This is a genomic window from Candidatus Aramenus sp. CH1 (genome assembly GCA_022678445.1).
Taxonomy (GTDB): domain Archaea; phylum Thermoproteota; class Thermoprotei_A; order Sulfolobales; family Sulfolobaceae; genus Aramenus.
Map to the genome: position 1 here is coordinate 27,933 of JALBWU010000002.1, position 18,321 is coordinate 46,253.

23 protein-coding genes are annotated in these 18,321 nt (G+C 47.7%); 13 read left to right on the forward strand and 10 right to left on the reverse strand.

The annotated features are described in order from the left end of the window. Window positions 1-28: 28 nt before the first annotated feature. Window positions 29-625 carry a sulfite oxidase-like oxidoreductase gene (locus MPF33_01735; protein MCI2413964.1) on the forward strand — a complete coding sequence of 199 codons (597 nt, stop codon included), beginning with the start codon at window positions 29-31 and terminating at the stop codon, window positions 623-625. Here MPF33_01735 and MPF33_01740 read toward each other — a convergent pair. Continuing rightward, window positions 622-888, reverse strand: a complete 267-nt coding sequence (locus MPF33_01740; protein ID MCI2413965.1) for a hypothetical protein — start codon at window positions 886-888, stop codon at window positions 622-624. The two genes, MPF33_01735 and MPF33_01740, sit on opposite strands and share 4 nt — an antisense overlap. A gap of 208 nt (window positions 889-1,096) precedes the next feature. Between MPF33_01740 and MPF33_01745 the strand changes: the two genes are divergently transcribed. Continuing rightward, a complete protein-coding gene (locus tag MPF33_01745; protein MCI2413966.1) occupies window positions 1,097-1,420 on the forward strand; it encodes a hypothetical protein in 324 nt (107 codons plus the stop codon). Here MPF33_01745 and MPF33_01750 read toward each other — a convergent pair. Further along, window positions 1,413-1,694: a hypothetical protein gene (locus MPF33_01750; protein MCI2413967.1), complete on the reverse strand. Its 282-nt coding sequence runs from the start codon at window positions 1,692-1,694 to the stop codon at window positions 1,413-1,415. The two genes, MPF33_01745 and MPF33_01750, sit on opposite strands and share 8 nt — an antisense overlap. A 23-nt stretch (window positions 1,695-1,717) precedes the next feature. Beyond that, a complete protein-coding gene (locus MPF33_01755; protein ID MCI2413968.1) occupies window positions 1,718-2,782 on the reverse strand; it encodes a transporter in 1,065 nt (354 codons plus the stop codon). 146 nt (window positions 2,783-2,928) lie between these two features. Between MPF33_01755 and MPF33_01760 the strand changes: the two genes are divergently transcribed. From MPF33_01760 to MPF33_01780, 5 genes are all read left to right on the forward strand, one after another. After that, window positions 2,929-4,128: an MFS transporter gene (locus MPF33_01760; GenBank protein MCI2413969.1), complete on the forward strand. Its 1,200-nt coding sequence runs from the start codon at window positions 2,929-2,931 to the stop codon at window positions 4,126-4,128. Between the two features lie 81 nt (window positions 4,129-4,209). Next, window positions 4,210-4,758, forward strand: coding sequence for a DoxX family membrane protein (locus tag MPF33_01765; GenBank protein ID MCI2413970.1), 549 nt, complete (start codon window positions 4,210-4,212; stop codon window positions 4,756-4,758). A gap of 5 nt (window positions 4,759-4,763) precedes the next feature. After that, a complete protein-coding gene (locus MPF33_01770; protein MCI2413971.1) occupies window positions 4,764-5,264 on the forward strand; it encodes a quinol oxidase in 501 nt (166 codons plus the stop codon). Window positions 5,265-5,320: 56 nt separating this feature from the next. Then, on the forward strand, window positions 5,321-6,019 hold the full coding sequence (locus tag MPF33_01775; protein MCI2413972.1) for a DUF929 domain-containing protein: 699 nt from the start codon (window positions 5,321-5,323) through the stop codon (window positions 6,017-6,019). Window positions 6,020-6,062: 43 nt separating this feature from the next. Beyond that, on the forward strand, window positions 6,063-7,517 hold the full coding sequence (locus MPF33_01780; GenBank protein ID MCI2413973.1) for an AarF/UbiB family protein: 1,455 nt from the start codon (window positions 6,063-6,065) through the stop codon (window positions 7,515-7,517). A 5-nt stretch (window positions 7,518-7,522) separates the two neighbouring features. Here the strand turns inward: MPF33_01780 and MPF33_01785 are convergent, their stop codons facing one another. After that, window positions 7,523-7,903: an Hsp20/alpha crystallin family protein gene (locus MPF33_01785; protein MCI2413974.1), complete on the reverse strand. Its 381-nt coding sequence runs from the start codon at window positions 7,901-7,903 to the stop codon at window positions 7,523-7,525. Between the two features lie 131 nt (window positions 7,904-8,034). Here MPF33_01785 and MPF33_01790 point away from each other — a divergent pair, with 131 nt between their 5' ends. After that, window positions 8,035-9,012: an alcohol dehydrogenase catalytic domain-containing protein gene (locus tag MPF33_01790; GenBank protein ID MCI2413975.1), complete on the forward strand. Its 978-nt coding sequence runs from the start codon at window positions 8,035-8,037 to the stop codon at window positions 9,010-9,012. Here MPF33_01790 and MPF33_01795 read toward each other — a convergent pair. Both MPF33_01795 and MPF33_01800 read right to left on the reverse strand, forming a co-directional pair. Then, window positions 9,005-9,412, reverse strand: coding sequence for a MarR family transcriptional regulator (locus MPF33_01795; GenBank protein MCI2413976.1), 408 nt, complete (start codon window positions 9,410-9,412; stop codon window positions 9,005-9,007). The genes MPF33_01790 and MPF33_01795 overlap by 8 nt on opposite strands. Continuing rightward, complete coding sequence (locus tag MPF33_01800) at window positions 9,345-11,027, reverse strand: MFS transporter (protein ID MCI2413977.1); 1,683 nt, start codon at window positions 11,025-11,027, stop codon at window positions 9,345-9,347. The genes MPF33_01795 and MPF33_01800 overlap by 68 nt, the downstream gene beginning before the upstream one ends. Window positions 11,028-11,231: 204 nt before the next feature. On the opposite strand from MPF33_01800, the gene MPF33_01805 reads away from it, so the two are divergent. Both MPF33_01805 and MPF33_01810 read left to right on the forward strand, forming a co-directional pair. Then, complete coding sequence (locus tag MPF33_01805) at window positions 11,232-12,149, forward strand: ABC transporter ATP-binding protein (protein MCI2413978.1); 918 nt, start codon at window positions 11,232-11,234, stop codon at window positions 12,147-12,149. Then, window positions 12,149-12,952 carry an ABC transporter permease gene (locus tag MPF33_01810; GenBank protein MCI2413979.1) on the forward strand — a complete coding sequence of 268 codons (804 nt, stop codon included), beginning with the start codon at window positions 12,149-12,151 and terminating at the stop codon, window positions 12,950-12,952. Before MPF33_01805 ends, MPF33_01810 begins: the two co-directional genes overlap by 1 nt. A gap of 87 nt (window positions 12,953-13,039) precedes the next feature. On the opposite strand, the gene MPF33_01815 is transcribed toward MPF33_01810, so the two are convergent. Next, entirely contained in the window at window positions 13,040-13,822 is a 783-nt protein-coding gene (locus tag MPF33_01815) for a hypothetical protein (protein MCI2413980.1), read from the reverse strand. 182 nt (window positions 13,823-14,004) lie between these two features. Continuing rightward, window positions 14,005-14,262 (reverse strand): hypothetical protein, encoded by a 258-nt coding sequence (locus MPF33_01820; protein ID MCI2413981.1) that lies wholly within the window; start codon window positions 14,260-14,262, stop codon window positions 14,005-14,007. Between MPF33_01820 and MPF33_01825 the strand changes: the two genes are divergently transcribed. The 3 genes from MPF33_01825 (at window position 14,144) to MPF33_01835 (ending at window position 16,799) form a co-directional block, all read left to right on the forward strand. Next, window positions 14,144-15,157: an MFS transporter gene (locus MPF33_01825; protein ID MCI2413982.1), complete on the forward strand. Its 1,014-nt coding sequence runs from the start codon at window positions 14,144-14,146 to the stop codon at window positions 15,155-15,157. The genes MPF33_01820 and MPF33_01825 overlap by 119 nt on opposite strands. 46 nt (window positions 15,158-15,203) lie before the next feature. After that, on the forward strand, window positions 15,204-15,593 hold the full coding sequence (locus MPF33_01830; GenBank protein MCI2413983.1) for a hypothetical protein: 390 nt from the start codon (window positions 15,204-15,206) through the stop codon (window positions 15,591-15,593). A gap of 180 nt (window positions 15,594-15,773) precedes the next feature. Further along, the gene (locus tag MPF33_01835; GenBank protein MCI2413984.1) at window positions 15,774-16,799 is read left to right on the forward strand and encodes a glycosyltransferase family 2 protein; all 1,026 of its coding nucleotides are present in this window, start codon (window positions 15,774-15,776) and stop codon (window positions 16,797-16,799) included. On the opposite strand, the gene MPF33_01840 is transcribed toward MPF33_01835, so the two are convergent. Together MPF33_01840 and MPF33_01845 are read right to left on the reverse strand one after the other, a co-directional pair. Continuing rightward, window positions 16,796-17,065, reverse strand: coding sequence for a 4Fe-4S dicluster domain-containing protein (locus tag MPF33_01840; GenBank protein ID MCI2413985.1), 270 nt, complete (start codon window positions 17,063-17,065; stop codon window positions 16,796-16,798). The two genes, MPF33_01835 and MPF33_01840, sit on opposite strands and share 4 nt — an antisense overlap. After that, window positions 17,062-18,270, reverse strand: a complete 1,209-nt coding sequence (locus MPF33_01845; protein MCI2413986.1) for an FAD-dependent oxidoreductase — start codon at window positions 18,268-18,270, stop codon at window positions 17,062-17,064. Before MPF33_01845 ends, MPF33_01840 begins: the two co-directional genes overlap by 4 nt. Between the last annotated feature and the right edge of the window lie 51 nt (window positions 18,271-18,321).

The window sequence follows — 18,321 nt, forward strand, 5'->3', positions numbered from 1 at the left end:
TTTTTAATTTCCCCGTTAAATACTGTTTATGGAGACTCAAATACCTAAGGGACAGAAGTACATAAAGAAGTTCATATATTACGCTGCCCTTGGAGTGCCGGAAGTAGACGTAACCAAGTACAAGCTTACTGTCGCGGGATTGGTGGAAAATAGGCTGGAGTTCAGCTACGAGGAGCTACTCAAGATGATAGACGTTGACTACGTTAGGGACTTTCACTGCGTGACTGGCTGGAGCGTAAAGGACGTGAGGTGGGAAGGGATTAGAATAAGGAGACTGGCAGAGATGGCAAAGGTCAAGGAAAACGCAAAATGGACAGTCTTTTACAGCTTAGATGGTTATACCTCGGTAGTTACGGTGGAGGACGCGTTACACGAGGACGCCATTATCGTCTTGAGGATGAACGGGAAACCCCTAACACTGGAGTCAGGGTTCCCCTCCAGGCCTTTTATACCCCACTTGTACGGGTGGAAGAGCGCTAAGTGGCTAACGGAGATAGAGTTCGTGGAGAAGTACGTGGACGGCTTTTGGGAAGAGAGGGGTTATCACGAGAGAGGTAACGTCTGGGAAGAGGAGAGATTTAAGGGACATAGCGGGAGGCACACTCCCAAGAGGCCCTTACTTTAAATGGAACAGACGCATTCGCTAACCTTTATCGCTATGCTTCTTATCTCTTCAAGCGAGAGGGCTGGGACGAAAACCCGCCAGCTCTCGTCATTAAGGGACGGAGAGGACAAGATAGCTTGCAGTAGATCTTTACACTCCTTTGAAATTTCCTTGGTCTTTAGGTCGTCCACTTTATCGGACACGTATTCCTTTATGACCAGCATTGCCATCAGCGGTTTTCCAATCTCGGCTAGCCTTATTGCGTACCAGAGGGAATCGTCCATGCTATCTAATATCTAGTCATGCGATTAAATCTTTTGATGGGGCTCCTCCTGTCTCGGATCTGCGAGGCGCTAGAGCAAGACCGCGTCATAATGGATGACAGGAGGACATGTCGAGGTTGACGCGAAGGCAGTCTTAAACTCAATGAAACATCTGTACATATTTTATGCGGATGTAATCTTTATAAAAACAAAATAACAAGTTATTAATATGAGAATTAGATCTATAACAGCCGAAAAGGACACGGTAGAGTTCTGTTACGAGGGTTCGTCAGTTAAGATTTTAGTCATGGAGAAAGAGTTAAGGATATTTGAGGAAATAGGTTACGAGGTAGCTACAGGGCCAATCTACTCCAAGATTCAGCTTGCAGTTAGAGGGGACAATGTATACGTGATAAGTCCATTTGGAGAGAACGAGGTAAAGGATCCCAGCAACATCCTAAAGGGCATAATGCAGCTCGCTGAGCTAGTGAAGGAAAAGCACAAGGGGCTTTACGAAAAAATACAACGCGTCATCGGCACCATCCCTACTTAATCTCTCCCATTTTCTTTACGTTTCCTTCGTAATCTTCGAAAATCACTTCACCGTCTTCCTTGAGTATTATGTACCCGGTCTTTCCTTCGCATTTATAGGGAAAAGCCAATAGCCCAGAGGTTCTCGTTGACGTAACTGCGTAAATGGGGTAAAGACTGTCGTCCATGTTTAGTGCAACGCAGTTAGGTACTACCTTGAATAAGAGGTTGAGAACGTCGTTCAAAAGGCTCTCGTACTCCTCGCCTACCTCCTTCAGCCTCCTTACTCTCTCCACAACCCAAGATAGCCTAGCAGGCTTTAATATGTTATCGTAACCGTCCCTCTCCTCTTTACCCCAAGTAGCAGAAGCAAGAGCATAGAGGCTAACGTAACGGTTGAAGCTAATACTTTTACGTCCATAGAGCTGACCACTGGCACGAAAACACCTCCAACAGCAGCTGCGTTCAGTGCTATCCCCATATTCCTGGCGTTGGCTCCGTAAAGTTCAGCCACCCTAGGAGCCATGGAGTTTATCCCTAGGCCGAAAGCGTTGAAGGGCACCAACGCCAGTGAATTGTCAGTAAGGAAAAAGGTCGCTCCAGCTACTGCAGTGATGACCGTAGAAGTGGCTAATGCCCTAGTCTCCCCAAAGACCCTCGACAGTGCGGGAATCACGAAGTACATGGGTATTGACGCTACATAACCTACTACTAGCCAGACTATTCCACCTTCACTCTCGAGCAACGAGGGCGCCAGCTGTAGCACGAAAGCAGGCTCAAATGAGAGAAAGAATACAAGGACTGCGACAAATGGCGGCATTTCCAACTTGAACGCAGGACTTGTCCCCTCAAAAGCCTCTACCTTCCTATAGAGCAACGAAAGCGGAAAACTGAGCGCTCCAGACACCGTTACAAGGTAAAAGTTGACCATAGAGATATACGCTAGAGCTCCCATGATCCAACCTACTGCCCATCCGCTAAGGGTTAACGCCTGGATCAGCCTATTTTCCGATCTCACTGCCTGCTCCATAGCGAGAGACGTTGCTAGCCCGAACGAGACACCAACTAGAAACCTGACGAGTACAAGCGAGAAAACGTTGTAGGTCAGCGCACTTGACAACGCTAGAAAACCAAGGGAAATAAACGACGCTAAGTACGTCAGCCTGGAGCCCAGGAGCGCTATAACCCTTTGGTACGCTATCGCTCCTACGATCCTACCGCCAAAGGGTATTGACACAACGAGGAAGGAAAGCCACGTGGGCAGGGGTAAGGAGGAAACGAAAAACGCGGGGGTTACCAGCACGTAAGTTGGAACGGTGTAAGCTAGGAAGGAAGTGATGTAGTCTCCCCTGAAAGCCCTCGTAGCAGTTTCACCGTTTATCAAATTCTTCAATATATTTTTAAATCTTAGGTCTGTAGCATATAAGTATACTTAGAAAAGTATAAATTTACCATTAATGATATTTGCCCTCACTTTAGTTAAGTTCAATTTTAAGTAAGGTTTAATAAATAGTCCTATAACTGTCTCCTATGAGCAATAGGGCAAACTACCTAGGCTCTTACGTCTCTTGGGTCATGGACTCGTACGATCTCGGCGCAGTAGTGATAACTGCAACGGTCTTGGAAAGGCTATTCTACCCCACCTTAGGTCTCATAGGTTCTGTATTACCTATAGTCTTTACCGTAGTCACTAGACCTCTAGGAGGCTTTTTATTGGGATACTGGTCTGATCTCTACGGCAGAAAGAGGACTCTGGTCTTTACGGTCTTGGGCTACTCCTTGGCAATTGGGCTAACTGGCTTGCTTCCCACATACTATCAAATAGGGCTACTAGCCCCGGTTCTGCTTTCTATACTAAGGATGGTACAAGGGATCTTCATAGGTGGAGACGTTTCGTCGAGCTTTACCCTAGCAATGGAAAGTGTGAGGAAGTGGAGGGGCTTAGCGTCTGGGGTCATGCAGTCTGGGACGCTAGTGGGTTTCGTCATAGTTGACCTGCTGTTTAGCTACCTTTCTCTCCAATCTGGTTTCATCGAAGTGGGATGGAGGATCATTTTCCTACTTGGCACAATCCCCGCCGTTCTAGCGTTAATAATAAGGTATAAGGTGACGGAGTCCAAGGTCTACTTGGAGTCCGAGAAACTACCCCCGCTTAAGGGGCTAAAGCCCGTTTTGCAAACCATAGTGGTAATGATAGGCTTTTGGGTAATGATATACGCGGGCCCCCAGTTCGTCCCAGTCTTCCTAGGCTCAGTGTTGAAGCTAAAGCCCTCGGTATACGGCGAGTTAGCTCTCTTCATGAACTTGATAGGCATTCCAGCAATGACGATCTCTGGGGTTATTTCAGACTTCATAGGCAGGAGAACTATGGCATTAATAAGCATAGGAGTAGCGTTGGCAACCGCGTGGAGCTTCTACTTCTTTGTGATCCACGATCTCTTGTTGTCGATTCTCGTCTTTGGCTTTGGAATGAACCTCCCCTCAGCTATAACGCCGGCGTATCTCGCTGAAAGGTTCAAGACGTTTAGTAGGGCAACTGGCGTTGGGTTCTCTTACAATGGCGCGTTCATAGTTGCCGGTTTTACTTCTCTCGTAATCTCGCTATTCTCCAGATACGCGCCAACAAACGCAGTGGCGTTCTCAGTCCTAGCTTTTGGTTCAGTACTGTCAGTTATAGGTCTCCTAGCAGGCCCAGAGACAACAAAGCAGAGCGAGCTAGTAGTCAGTTAGTTTTTACAAAATTTAGTAGAATTAAAAAAACTTAGAAAAGTTTTTAACTTCTAATTAACTTCTAAACAACATTGAGGACAAATGTCCGGAAAAGAGTTACTTAATCCAGGCAATAGCACTAGGCTAGAGTACTTGTGGCCAGTCAGGTTTGCAGTAGGCTGGATGTATTTGGACGGAGGACTAAGGAAGGCTGTCTTGAAGCCAGCAAAGCTTGATCCCAATTCGTCCTCTTTCGTTGGAGGGAAACTGGTCAACTTCCTGCCACATGCAGGCCCATTTAAGTCCTTCCTGCTGATGACCTTAGAAAACAGATCCCTAGACGTCACGTTCTTAACGGTCTTTAGCTATATAGAGATACTAGTAGGTCTATTCCTCGTGATAGGCCTATTGAGCAGGTTAGCGTCACTCGGAGCTCTAGCTATGGCAGTCGGTTTTGCACCAGCCTACTGGCTTGGCTCCACTTGTGAAGACGAATGGCAAATAGGTGCTCTACTCACTGCGGGCTCAATAACCCTAATGCTGACCGCACCAGGAAGGGTATTAGGCCTCGATTACTTCCTTTACAAGAAGTTCGGAGACAGGCCCTTAGCTAAGAACGTGCCAATACTGAAGTGGATAAAGCTGTGGTGACCTTAATGGACAGAGTGACTATCGTTGCAATAGTGTTTTCAATCCTTGTAGCAGGGTGGATTCTGGGAACTGGTCAGTGGGCTTACGGGAACGTTGTAGGTCCCCTGGTGAATAACTCAAAGCTACCAAAACTTCAGATCACGTATGCCGAGATGACCCCAGTCAGCAATGGCACTGAGCTAATACTGAACATAACTGACGTAGATGGTCCAGACGCGTATCCTGCCTCCGGCACAATGCTGATAATAAGCAACTCCACGTATACGTTGGTCTTGAACTCCAGCCAAATAGCTCACGATATTGTCAAGATCATACAAGCCCCGTGGAACGAGAACAAGAAGGACTCCGTGAACTGGTACTCCGGTTTCGTGATAGTGTTAGGTAGTGAGGCCCAGTTTAACCTAGTAATCCCAGTGCACCTCAGTCCGGGTACGTATAAATTAACGATAGTGACACCTGCAGTTTCCCAGTCTAGGTGGGCCACTGCAACCGTGACTTTAAGCTAAGGGATAAAACCTTTTTTGTGATTAAAATGAGGAGACACGTTCTAAGTCTCGTCGTTTTGATCTTAGTTGTTTTCTTCATGATTTCCTTCTCGCTCTGGAGCTCCATCGTTTCCATCTTTTACCCAGACCCGCTGAACCACTTGGTGAGGGTCTCTGGAAGGGACTTCGACAATAGCTCAGTTGCCGTCTATTTTATAACGTGGTACGGATGTCCCTACGGCGCAACAGTTTCTTGGTCCCTCTACGTGTTCCTGAAGAAGTTCGGAAACGTCACTGTAGAGCCCCACTACAGCATAGTCGAGGGGGATATAGGCTCCCCAGTCCCTGGTCTGCTGTTCTTAAATTACTCGTCAAAGCGAATCTCCTTCCACGTCCTTTACCTTTACAACCAGTACCTTAACGCCACTCCTAATGGGACGAGTATAGATAACTTGGTAACGTATGGTCTTGCTATAATAAAACAGGAGGAATCACCTTGGGTATACTCGCTAATCAAGGAATACGAAGTAGACGTTCCCCTTGTATCGCCCTTCAGTGACGTCGTTAACTCCGGTAACCCTCCACATGTAGCTACTACCTTGATTATAACCTCACCAAAAGGTACCTTCATGCTCATAGGCTACCCCTCAACGCTTTCCCCTCAGGACGTCCTTAGCATATCCTCCAACGTGACTTACTTGCTTGCGCTCGTGAACTCGAGTAAGGTCCCCCCTCAGATACTCTCCTTCTCTGAACAGCTTGTCCAAGACGTTTAGGTTTTCCTCAAAAAACAGAAAAGGGGCCGAACGGAATACTCTTATGCTCAAGAGAACTCTTGAGGTCTCCTTTAAGCTTCTTCCGAGGATCCTCATGATAAGGCATTACAGGGATCTTTACCTTAAAGGCAAGGAGATCGACGAGAAAGAGGTGGAAAGAGAGGCAGAAAAACTGCTTAACGTGCTGATTTCCCTCGGTCCCACTTTTATTAAGATAGGCCAAATGCTCTCAGTGCACTCAGACGTGTTGCCGGAGGGATACCTTAAGGTCCTCTCGAGGCTCCAAGACCAGGTTCCGCCTTCCCCTTGGGAGAGCGTAAAGCAAATTATTGACGAGGATTTAGGGGAGAGGGCAAAGGAGCTGGAGATAAACCCTGTGCCCATTTCCTCTGCGAGCATAGGGCAGGTCTACTTAGCCAAATACAAGGGAAAGGAAGTAGTTGTGAAGGTGAACAGACCAAGGATTAGGGAGACAGTAAAGGAGGATATCCAAGTTATAAGGAGACTGATGCCTTTTCTTAAGTTCATATTTGACGAGTCCTTTTACGAGAGCTTCAAGGCAATAGTCAACGACTTTTCCTCGAGGATATTCGAGGAGATGGACTTCACAAAGGAGGAGTTTTACATGAGGAAGATAGCCGAGGAGCTCAGCGCGTTCCCTGACGTCATAGTGCCAAAGCCCTACTTCTCTACCAAGAGGGTGCTGGTCATGGAGTACGTCAAGGGATATAAGGTCACAAGCGAGGAGGCAAAGAAAATCGTGGAGCCGAGCTACCTTGCGTACAAGGTGTTCAAGGTGTTCATGGTCATGTTGTTGGAGAAGGAGTACTTCCACGCAGACCCCCATCCAGGGAACATAGCAGTGGACGAAAAGGGAAACTTAATCATTTACGACTTCGGCATGGTCGGGAGGATGGACAAGGACACTAGGAACAAGCTAATTAGGGCGTACGCTTCCCTAGTTAGGCTGGACGGCATAGGGCTAGTTAGAGTCTTGGAGGAGTTGGGCGCAGTTCAGCCAGAAGCAGATAGAGAGCTGTTGGCAAAGGGTATAGAGATCTTCTTGAGCGCCTTTCGCGACGTGACGCCGGAGACGTTAGAAGTCGAGCAGTTCTTGAACGCGGCTAACGAGGTATTTTACAGGTTCCCTTTGAGGTTGCCCCAGAAGTTGGTGCTATACATAAGGATGACGTCTACGTTGGGAGGGACTTGCCTGCAGATAGATCCCGAGTTTAAGTTCTTCGAAAAACTAGTGGAGCTCATAGAAGAAGAAGGGCTCGAGCTCTCTGCCATGGTGGACGAGATCAGGGACACCTTTTCCTCAGCGCTGAGGAAGTTTAGGATGTCTCTGCTGGAGAAACCCATACTCACTAAGAAGGAGAAGGTAGACAAAATACCCATTGTCTTCATTGTCGTAGCTTTGATTATATACTTGATACTTAAACAGCCAGTTCCTTCGATACTAGTTGCGTTACTGGGGTTGGCATTAAAAAGGTAAGAATTTCACTCGATCTTAATGGTTGCAGTCCCCTCTATTGGTAACCTAAGCGTTAGAACGCCGTTCTCGTACTTGCCGGCTATCTCTCCGTCTTTCTTGACGGTTACTGGGAGCCTTATTACCTTGTACACTTTCTTCGGACGCTGGCTTACGTACCTCTTTCCAGCCTCGCTTATTTCCCTCTCCGCCTCTATGACTAGCTCGTTCTGTGGCGTGATCCTCGCCTTAATGTTGGCCTTATTGAAACCAGGCATGTCCGCTACGATTACGAGGTACCCTCCTTCCTCGTAGACGTCAACAGGGGGATAAGTGACCTCGTAAAACCCCCTGCTCAGCTCCTCTGCCCTCTTTATCAGCTCGTTTTTAATGGCCGAGGTTATGCTCACCTCTGGCTCACCTCCTCCTTAAAAGGAACTTGAAAAGTCTATATAACAAATACCATCTAAGTAGTCTCATAAAGATAAAGTGTCATCCTTCGTTAATATACTTTTTTATCGATAGGGTCTTTTCCTCACCTATGAGAGCGTTGTTTTTCAACGAGAACGGCATAGATAACCTAAAGTACGGAGAACTCCCGGAGCCCTCCTTAACCGAGGGCGAGATCCTAATTAGAGTCGTAAAGGCGGGGGTTACCCAGTTGGACTACATGACAGTAAACTCAATGAAGGTCAGCCCTCTACCCCACGTCCCGGGCTCAGAGTTTGCCGGAATAGTGGAGGAAGTGAAAGGAGAAGCTAGCGTAGACCCAGGCGATAAGGTGGCGGTGTACACTAGGACTTTCGACGGGACTTGTAGCTTCTGCAGGGAGGGAAAGGAGATGCTATGTACCTCGGGGAAGAGGATAGGGATTGATGAGAACGGCGGTTACGCAGAGTACGTAAAGGTACCGTCAAACTTGGTGGTAAAAGCTGACCTCCACTGGGACTTGATGGCGTCCTTGTCCGTTTCCGCCCTGGCCCCTTACCACGCGCTCAAAGAGGCCAGGGTTGGAATAGGAGCGACAGTAGTAGTTTTTGGAGCGTCGGGGAGCGCGGGGATTTTTGCCACTCAGTTAGCAGAGATCATGGGAGCCACGGTAGTGGCAGTAACAGACCACGATCTTAAGATCTCAAGACACACAGTTCCCTATTCGCAAGCTGAGGACTACGTGAGGGCTCTCACGGACGGGGAAATGGCAGACGTCGTCGTGAACCCCCTTGGTGCAAAGTACTGGGATCTCGGTGTGAGGCTGTTAAGGAAGTCTGGAAGGATGGTGTTTTTCGGCACTCTTACCGGGAGTAAGGTCACCTTAGATCTAAGCTCTGCTTACTTGTCCCACGTAAGCTTCATAGGTACATTTAGGGGCTCTTTCCAAGAGTTTAAGGAACTGGCAGAGCTTTGTTGGAAATGCAAGCCGTACACGTGGAGGGAGTTCTCGCTGGAAGAGGGGAAGGATGCTCTCCTCGCGTTAAAGTCGCCAGAGAGAAAAGGAAGGATTATGCTTAAGGTTACTTAGGCTCCTTTTCCAGCTCCTTTTCCACTTCTTCAAAGAACTTGATGACCTCTTCCTCGTTCACCCTCGTCAGGATCGATGTGAGGATCTTCTTGTACTCTTCCCTAGTGCTGTCCAACACTTTTTTCCCTTCTTCAGTTATCGATATCCTAACGTACCTTTTGTCCTCCTCCTGCTTTTCCTTACTCACCAGCCCTTTCTTTTCAAGCTTTTCCACAAGCTCAGTTACTGTGGACTTCCCTATTCCTATCTGCTCCGCTATTTCCGTTATGTTCCTGGGGCCAATGGAAACTTGGAACAAAACTTGGATTTCGGTGTAGCTATAACCGTGCTTTTCAGACTCTCTTTGGAGTAACCTCTTCAGGTTTCTGAACCCTCTCAGTATTTTTTCCCAGTTCTCCAAGATTTTCAGCCCTTCTCCCTGATCTTACTAAAGAGAGGATACCAGAGATAATAAGTATGACTATGGAGATGAGGACGATCTCCTTAAAGGACGAGGCAAAAGCTGGAGCAATGGCGAGGGAGAAGAACTGTGGACTAGATATCTCTTGGGCAAGGGAAGGTGGTAGGTGGGAGGCTAAGGGGGACAAGGGGTCGTAGCCTAAGAGAGCTGAGAAGAGGGCAACGCTAGCGGGTATACTTGGCACAGCAGTTATGCCTGCTGAGCTTAGGGCAGAGGACAGGGCAGAAGGCAAAGCAGACGCCATCCCAGAGATTACTATCACGAAGTAGAGGGCAACGCTTGCAGTGGAAGCAGTGTTGCCCAGTGCTGCCCTCATCCCAGATGCGGCTCCCCTAAAGCTAGGAGGAACGGAGCTCATTATGTCTGCTAGGTTTGGCGAGTTAAAGAGCCCTAGACCGGCGCCTATGACAAAGATGCTAACCGCGAAGTCGAAGTAGTTGAAGTCGTACGAAAGGAAGTAAAGGAATACGAAGCCAATGGCTGAAAGGAAAAGACCCCCAGAGGTAAAGTACTTAGAGCCGTACCTGTCCGCTAAGTATCCACCCAGCGTGCCGAATATAGCAAAGCCCACTAGGTTTGGTATCAAGTAGATTCCCGCCCAGAAGGGCACAGAAGAAAAGGAGTAGCCATGTAGCGGTAGCCATATCGCCTCCAACAGTAGGATAAACATTATCGTAATCCCCTGTCTCACCAGCGACGATGTTATGTTAGTTAAGTTGGCTATGGAGAAGTCCCTTATTCTGAAAAGAGAAAGGTTGAACATAGGGTCTTTGACCCTTCTCTCGACGAACACAAAGGCTATTAGCATTATTAAGGAAGTAGGAAGACCTATCCAGAATATTGGGTTTTCAAAGCCTAGCTGGGAATTACCATAAGGTATGAGGGCATAAGAGACGGCTATCAAGAGCAGGGTTATGAAACCAGTGAAGAGCAAGTTGCCTGCCAGATCTATCTTTCCCTTTCTCTTCTCCCCTATATCCTTTAAGGTCTTGTATGCCCAAACTGCAGCGAAAGCGCCTATAGGTACGTTCACAAGGAAGATAAGCCTCCAGTTTATGGCGGAGAGCACTCCTCCCAGTATGAGCCCAGCTATTCCTCCCACTAGTCCTGCAACTTGGTTTAGCCCTAGGGCCCTACCCAGTTCTTGTCTAGGGAAGTAGTCTGCAAGTATAGCAGCACTGTTGACCATGAGGAACCCACCACCGACGCCCTGTAGGATTCTGAACACGATTAGCTGGAGCACGCCTGCTGTCCCCGTGGCCGAGACTGAGGAAAGAAGCAAGGAAGCCACTGTGAAGATCACTAGACCAATGACGTAAAGCCTTGCCCTTCCATACGCGTCCGAGATCCTCCCTATTGTGACGGTGAACGAGGAGGTTATTACCATGTAACCTAGTATTAGCCACAGCAAGTAAGCCACTGCGCCAGCGTTAGTGGGGTTAAAGTCCAGCCCCTGAAATATAGCTGGCAACGAGATGATTATCATATTGTAGTTGGCGAAAGCGATGAAAATTGCTATGGTAGTATTAGTAAGGGCTATCCACTTTCTGTTCATGGAATATTTCGTAACAGAACGTGTTTATAAACTTTCTTTACTATCTTACATTATAAATAATGACATTAAGCAAAAAATTTGAATTAATCTAGAAATCAAGGCCAAAGGAGTTTTTCAATGATAGAAAGGCAGAAGAGTGGCCTTTGGGTTAAAGAGCACAGAATACAAAGTTTAAATGTTCAGTATCGAAATTTTTAAATAAATATGATAGAGACGCTAGACTTAACCAAAGTGTACTCATTAAAGGGCAAGGAAGTAGTAGCCTTGTCCTCCGTCACCTTCTCTACTAAGGGAGGTATAACTGCCATTGTAGGGCATAACGGTGCAGGTAAGACAACGCTGATCAAGGTGCTCTCCACGTTGGTTATTCCCACCTCTGGTGACGCTTTCGTTGAGGGCTACAGCGTTACCAGGGACGAAAAGAAGGTGAGGAAGTTGATAGGCCTAGTTAGCGTGAGCGAGAGGCAGTTCTACTATAGGCTGTCCGCCATGGACAACTTGCTCTTCTTCTCCTCTCTTCAGGGGCTCTCCTTGGGGGAAGCGAGGTCGAGGGCAAGGGAACTCCTGGAAATGCTGGGCCTTAGGGAGTGGGAAAACGTGCCTTACATGAAGTTCAGCACTGGAATGCAGAGGAAACTTGCCATGGCGAGGGCCCTAATAACCGACCCTCCTGTGCTACTCTTAGACGAGCCTACCCTTGGCCTAGACCCCATGTCTGCCAGGGAGTTCAGGAACTTGCTAAAGGGACTAAGGGGGAAAACCGTGCTCTTCTCCTCCCACTACTTAAAGGAGGTAGAGGAGCTAGCAGATAAGGTAGTATTACTGAAGAGGGGGAGGAAAGTCGGCGAAGGAACGCCAGAGGAACTCAAAGCCAAGCTAGGCAGGATGGTGGAGGTAAAGGTAAAGAGTGTGCCTAGGGGAATGGAAAGGTTTGTGGTGGTAGCTTACGGAGGCGTATCTGTCCTTAGGCTACCAGAAAAGGAAGTGGACAAGGTAGAGGGCTTCGGGGAGCTAAGGGTAGTGGAGCCTACTCTAGAGGACGTTTACGCCTACTTCGTGGGAGAGGAACAGGACTCCGCAAGGATGGAGCGGGTGAGGAGAAGGTGGATGCCAAGGGACTAATGAGGGTGTTGTCCAAGCTTCACGCTTTCCTCTACTTGAGGGGATTTAAAGTATGGCTCTCCTATAGGACTCAAGTATTCCTTACCGTGCTTTCGTGGACCCTCCCAGTGTTTACCTATTACTTTGTGGGAACTTCCCTTGGGGACAGCTTCGTGAAAGATATAGGCGTCAAGGACTACACCAGCTTTTTCGTTATAGGTCTCGCCTTCCAGGGCTACGTGTCGTCTGTGATAACCACTGTAAGCCAGAGGATCAGGAACGAGCAACTGTACGGTACTATAGAGTATTACGTCCTGTCGAGGTCAGGGGTAACCTCATTCCTCTTCTACTCTTCGCTTTGGGGGTTTACGGTGAACACGGTAAACGCAGTAATAATACTCCTTGTGGGCTTGGGCTTGGGGGTTAGGTACAACGTTAACGTTCTCTCCTCGTTAGCAATAGTAGCGATGCTACTGCTCTCAACGCTAGGCCTCGCGTTTTTGTCAGGGGCCTTTACGATGGTAATAAAACAGGGCAACCCGATATCTTTGTTTTTCTCTACGTTTACTACGTTGACTACTGGAGTTGTGTTCCCGGTCACTGACCTTCCCCCATTGGTTAGGGACGTGAGTTTTGCTCTACCCCTTACGTGGGCCCTCGATGGCCTTAGGCTCACGATGTTAAATGGCTATTCCTTGACGCAAGTTGCCCCCATACTAGAGGTTTTAGCGCTATTCGATATGGTGTTAGTTACCCTAGGGATATGGGCCTTTAAATACGCGTTCAACATAGCTAGAGTTAAGGGCACCCTAGGTGAGTATTAATGGTATTAGCCCTTTTTGGACTTGTCGCAGTATGCCCTCAAAAAGGGACTGGGCTATCGAGACTTGTCGCTAGGCTTCCTTAAAGTTTTAGCCTCTCTCAAACTCTTTGTTGAGGAACTCTTCCACTGGTATTTCGTATATCACCATTTCGCCCTTTCCACCTAACGTAAGCATTCTAGACAGGGCCTCCTCTCCATAATACTTATGCCCTTCTAGTTCAAGTCTAGCGTTTCCTATCGCCTTATCACTAATAATGGCCTTGAATTTAAAGTTATCACCCTTTATTATCATTAATCCAAATTTAATATCTGGGATTGATTTCATGTTCTCTATTATCTCCATCGTGGAACCGATTACCCTTTTCACTTGATTAAGCGTAAGGTCCGCTTCTGGGCTAATGGACTTTAGGTGGGGAACGACGTGTTTATCTACTACGTGTTCTGAGACATTCCCTAAGGAGCTTCCAAAGAGCTTTTGCAGGATGCTGTGCTTGAACTCGGTTACTGCCAACACCCTTACCTTTGTCACCTCGTCCTTCTGCGTCAAGTAGAAGGACACCTCAAGACTCATCTTGCCGTCGTCGCTTTCTCCCTTGTATGAGATGGAGTTTGGGGAGATCTCTGGACCTATCACGATCCCTGTAATGCTGTTTAGTTTACCCTTGTTGTCTTCAAAAACGAATACCGCCCTGAACTTGTTAATTGGGGCGATTGCGTCCCCTTCTGAGACGAAGTTTCCCTTTTCCTTGTCAAATACCTTGTAAAACACCAAATGCCCCGTAATTCCCGCGAACCTATATGGGTCGGCAAGTATAGAGACTAAGGAGGACTTGCTTCTCTTTATAGAAATTTCCTGAGAGAACTTTTCCATGGTTTGTTTAAATTGTCTGATATATATTAACTTTTCTATAAAAACCCTGTGAGAGACTTTAATACTCTAATAATAGAGTTGTCTATATTAAACAACAATTAGATACTGTAGCCTCCTTTGCTTTCCTTCCCTACAACTTCTCACTGACCGCTTGCACGTAAACTTCTGTAAAGAGTTTTATACTAAATGTGGTAACTGCTCACTACAGTGTCAAGAGACAAGTACATTGCTATCGGTCTTATCGTCATGTTATTTAACTCCCTGTACCAGTACTCGTGGAACGCCCTAGAACCTCTAATCCAGGAAGATCTTAAGAGCGGAATAGTCCACGTTGAGGTGGCCTTCTCCATGTTTACCTTGTTCTCAACGACCTTCCAGATAGTTGGAGGCCACATGGCCGACTCAAGGGGACCGAAGAAAATCGGCTTAGTATCTTCCATTTTATCGTCATTGGGATTTCTAGGTTCATCTTATTCTACTTCAGTACTTTGGTTCTATTTCTTTTGGTCTATTGGGAGTATAGGAGAAGGAATTCTGTATGGTATTGCTTCTAATTTAGCTATAAAATGGTATAAAGAGAGGAGAGGATTAGCAACAGGTATAGTATCACTAGGTTTTGGTTTAGGTGCAACTATTGCGAATCCCTTGATATTAAAGGCGAATAGCTTTAGGGAGGTGGGGCTAGCCATAGGGCTAGTGGAGTTGGCGATCCTGCCTGTTCTCCTTTACCTATCTGACTACCCATCAAGGGACGTCTACGGGATGAGAGTTAGGGAGGTGCTGTCGAGAAAGGACTGGTGGCTTATCTACTTTTCCTTCGTGCTGTCCTCTGTTCCCCTACTCGTAGTCTCCTCTTCCCTAACTGCAATAGGGGAGGGCCTGCCATTCAACGATCTAGCCCTTCTGATCACCCTATTCCCGCTGTTGAGCGGGGCGAGCAGACCTATCTTGGGGCTAGTCTCGGACAAGATAGGGAGGGCTAAGGCGTCCTTGCTCACCAACACAGCAATCCTCCTTGGATCGTCGTTACTCTTCGTCGGCGCTACGCCAGTAGCAGTGGTGCTAATAGGATTCTTCGGAGGTAGTCTGATTACTCTGTACTTTTCCTTAATAGGCGACTTTTTTGGCACTAGGTTCTCTACGTCTAACAATGCAGTCCTCTACACGGGAAAGGCCATCTCCGGTGTCCTAGGTAGCGTATTCTTCAGTTATCTCTTAACCGTCTCGATCGGAGTCGCAGGCTTGTACGTAACAGTCTCCTCGTTGCTAGGTATGATGTTCTTAGTACTTTTCACATTAAGGAGGACGGGAAGCGGTATGTCCAAGGGGCATTGAGAGAAATATGAAAACATTTAAATATTTCTGGTTATACATTTATCTGATGTTTGAGCCGTTATTGAAGTCAGACACAACGCCGTGGGAGATAGTTATTGCGTATTTTGTAATTGCTACCGCAGTAGCGGGGCTCATCCTCTGGAAGGCTAGGCCTAAGTTCACCACGCTAGACCTGGTTTACGTGGCCATAGGAGGGGCCATGACGGCAGTTGCAGATCACGTTGTGGGGGACGCGATATTTCTTCCTTCACCAATATATCCCTTAGTCAACCCGCCAGTATGGTTTAGGATCATCGTCTTCTTTGTTACAGTGGGTCTAGTGAGGAAAGTTGGGGCAGGGATGTTTGGAATGGCGTTATTTGACCTTGTTGGAGACCTACTTCATTTCGGCTTTAGAGGAGAGCCCTTCCTACTATGCCACAACTGCAAATCCTAAGTATTCTCATTTTTCCCACAAGATAATAATGGAGCGAAAATTTAAAAATTTAACTATTTTTCGAAAATAACGTTTCTAGATAAACGTTAATCTTATCTCCTGAAGGTAATGATAGAAGTGCATTCCACGGCTAAGAGTACGTAAAAAATTTTAACAACGAACATCACAGTTCTAAGGGTCATGCTCTTGGACATGCTTATAGTCCTCCCAGTTCTATTGGACCTAGGCCTGCTGTACCAGATTTGGAAGGAGAGGGGCTTCTTCAAGAACTTTGGTTCCTTTCACGCTTTTGCGTCGGTGATTGTTCCAGTAAAAGGAATAGATGACGGTTTAGAGGATAACGTGAAGTCCTTGCTCTCGCAGGAATACCCAGATTCCTATGAAGTCATATACGTGGTAGAAGAAGGTGATCCTGTTGAGGAAGTCCTAAAGAAGTTCAACGTCAAGGTTGCGAAGGCGGAGGACTCATGTGACAAGTGCAGCGGAAAGGTAAGGGCCCAGATCACGGGGTTGAAGTACGCCAAAGGAGACGTTATTGTATTTGCTGACTCAGACACGCGATTCCACAGGAATTGGCTAAGGGAACTAGTAGCGCCCCTTGGAGCTTACATGGCTTCAACTACCTTTTCCATAGCGAAGCCCGCTGGGCTAACCCTAAGTAACGTGTTGAGGGCGGGGTTCTGGACGTTAGGCTTTGAGTCGCAAGCGTTAGGGGGCACGTTCCTGTGGGGAGGGTCAATGGCGTTCAAGAGGGAGTTCTTCGACGAAGAGGTCATAAAGGAGCTCTCGAGAGAGTGGTGCGACGATTGTACCCTTACTAGGATAGTGAAGAGAAGAGGAGGGAAGATAGCTTTCGTAGGGAGGGCAGAGCCGTTGAACTTTTACGACGAGAAGGGCTTGTGGAAGTGGGCAGAGAGACAGGTAATTACTGTGAGGGTTTACTCTAGGAGAGGGGCAAACGCCTTCCTGCTGATAGGGACATACTTCGTTCTCCTTCTGGCTCTGCTTTCCGTCACGTTGAGTCCAGTTTACGTCTCCCCCTACTTTCTTTGGATAGTAAAGAACTTGCTCAGGATGAGGAGGAGGGAAGCTGTACTTCCCTCAATTGCCTCAGTCCCCGGGGTCGTATTTGCGTGGTTAGTACTAATAGTCAGCTGGAGGAAGAGGGAAATAGTCTGGAGGGGAAGGGTCTACCAGATTAACTAGCCGTACTTGTACTTTACCCCTCCCTTTGGGAACTTGAACCTTATGGCGTTAAAAGGGCAGATTACCAGTGCTCCCCCGCACTCCAAGCATCTCTCGTAGTGTACCACTATTCCTCCATTGGGGGACCTCTCGTAAGTCCCAGCTGGACATGACGCTATGCAGGGCTTCTCTTGACACTTAACACACTTCTCTGTGTCCGCCTCTATGTGAGGGCTCTTGTCCACGTCATATGAGTTTAATCCCAATCTCTTGAGGAGGGGTATCATCTCACGAACCCCCACACGTCCTCTATTGCCCTGCCAATGGTTATCCCCCTTTCCTTAAGTCTTAGTATGGTGTCCTCCAGTAGGCTCCTCCTCTCCTCCCCTACACTGAACATGTCGGAAAGCAACTGGCAAAGGATCTCTGGGTAGGAGGAGAGGAAGTGTGGAGAGTTGATCAACTTGAACCGGTTGTAGGCCAATTCCAAGTGCCTCAAGATAAAGCTCTCTCTCAGGAGAGCCTCGTAGATGGAGGTGTCATTGAAGTTACCGCTGTCTATTACCTTCTTGGAGGCTATCCCAGCCATCATTCCTGAGGCGATTGCCAAGTCCATCCCCCTGATGGTGAAGCCGTCGTTTATTAGGAAGCCAGCCGAGTCTCCCACTGCCATCAAATTCCTTCCGGTGAGGCTAGGAAGGTTCCCGTAACCATAGTAGGGTATAGCGTGGGCGGAGTACTCCAGGACTTCCCCTTCAACGCCTACCCTTTCCCTGAATTTCTCTACCAGGTCGTATGCTGGGACTTCAGCTCTCGGTAGGGAATCGTATGTAGCTGTGACGCCCACCGAAAACGTGTCCCTGTTGGCGTAAACGAAGCCTCCTCCTTTAATGCCCTTCACTGCCCCGACTATTACCCTTGCCTCACCTTGAGTGGGTTGCCCCTTAACGACCTCCTTAACTCCGAGCATCCACTTCTCTGGAGAGAACTTCCTCAGCCCCAGCGACCTAAATACCACTGACGTGACCCCGGAGGCGTCTATAACTAGGGGTGCCGTGAGTTGCCCCCTGTTGGTCTTGAGTGTTATGCCTTCGCTCTCTCTCTCCGCCCCTAGTACCAAGGTGGAGTATGAAATGAGGAGGCCTGCCTCCTCCGCCCTTTTAGCTAACCAACTGTCCAACTTTGCCCTTAGGACAGAGAAGCTGTTCCTCTTACCCTTCTCTTCAAAGGAAAAAGTAACCTTTTTCTCTCCGCAGTAAAACTCGAAGGTCTCCTTCTCTATTTCCCTCTCAAGGGGGGCCTCTTCTAGTGCCTCCGGTATGAGCTTTACCAAGGAGTGAACGTAAATTCTCCCTCCTGAGACGTTCTTTGAACCGCTGTACTCCCCTCTCTCTAGTAGGATCGCATTTATCCCTAGTCTCGTGGCTGTTATCCCGGCTGAGAGGCCTGCGAGACCGCCTCCCACTATTATTAGCTCCGCGTCGAAACTCATTATATTTATTTAGGATATTTAAGTTAAAAACTTAAATTCAATGTCGTGCAC

Excerpts from the sequence above, each read along its gene's own strand:
- MPF33_01820 (MCI2413981.1), bottom strand. The coding sequence starts at position 14,262 with ATGGAAGATACTAAGCCGATTTTCTTCGGTCCCCTTGAGTCGGCCATG.
- MPF33_01845 (MCI2413986.1), bottom strand. The coding sequence starts at position 18,270 with ATGAGTTTCGACGCGGAGCTAATAATAGTGGGAGGCGGTCTCGCAGGC.
- MPF33_01770 (MCI2413971.1), top strand. The coding sequence starts at position 4,764 with ATGGACAGAGTGACTATCGTTGCAATAGTGTTTTCAATCCTTGTAGCA.
- MPF33_01810 (MCI2413979.1), top strand. The coding sequence starts at position 12,149 with ATGAGGGTGTTGTCCAAGCTTCACGCTTTCCTCTACTTGAGGGGATTT.
- MPF33_01740 (MCI2413965.1), bottom strand. The coding sequence starts at position 888 with ATGGACGATTCCCTCTGGTACGCAATAAGGCTAGCCGAGATTGGAAAA.
- MPF33_01805 (MCI2413978.1), top strand. The coding sequence starts at position 11,232 with ATGATAGAGACGCTAGACTTAACCAAAGTGTACTCATTAAAGGGCAAG.
- MPF33_01835 (MCI2413984.1), top strand. The coding sequence starts at position 15,774 with ATGCTCTTGGACATGCTTATAGTCCTCCCAGTTCTATTGGACCTAGGC.
- MPF33_01830 (MCI2413983.1), top strand. The coding sequence starts at position 15,204 with ATGTTTGAGCCGTTATTGAAGTCAGACACAACGCCGTGGGAGATAGTT.
- MPF33_01735 (MCI2413964.1), top strand. The coding sequence starts at position 29 with ATGGAGACTCAAATACCTAAGGGACAGAAGTACATAAAGAAGTTCATA.
- MPF33_01760 (MCI2413969.1), top strand. The coding sequence starts at position 2,929 with ATGAGCAATAGGGCAAACTACCTAGGCTCTTACGTCTCTTGGGTCATG.
- MPF33_01815 (MCI2413980.1), bottom strand. The coding sequence starts at position 13,822 with ATGGAAAAGTTCTCTCAGGAAATTTCTATAAAGAGAAGCAAGTCCTCC.
- MPF33_01745 (MCI2413966.1), top strand. The coding sequence starts at position 1,097 with ATGAGAATTAGATCTATAACAGCCGAAAAGGACACGGTAGAGTTCTGT.
- MPF33_01790 (MCI2413975.1), top strand. The coding sequence starts at position 8,035 with ATGAGAGCGTTGTTTTTCAACGAGAACGGCATAGATAACCTAAAGTAC.
- MPF33_01840 (MCI2413985.1), bottom strand. The coding sequence starts at position 17,065 with ATGATACCCCTCCTCAAGAGATTGGGATTAAACTCATATGACGTGGAC.
- MPF33_01765 (MCI2413970.1), top strand. The coding sequence starts at position 4,210 with ATGTCCGGAAAAGAGTTACTTAATCCAGGCAATAGCACTAGGCTAGAG.
- MPF33_01800 (MCI2413977.1), bottom strand. The coding sequence starts at position 11,027 with ATGAACAGAAAGTGGATAGCCCTTACTAATACTACCATAGCAATTTTC.
- MPF33_01780 (MCI2413973.1), top strand. The coding sequence starts at position 6,063 with ATGCTCAAGAGAACTCTTGAGGTCTCCTTTAAGCTTCTTCCGAGGATC.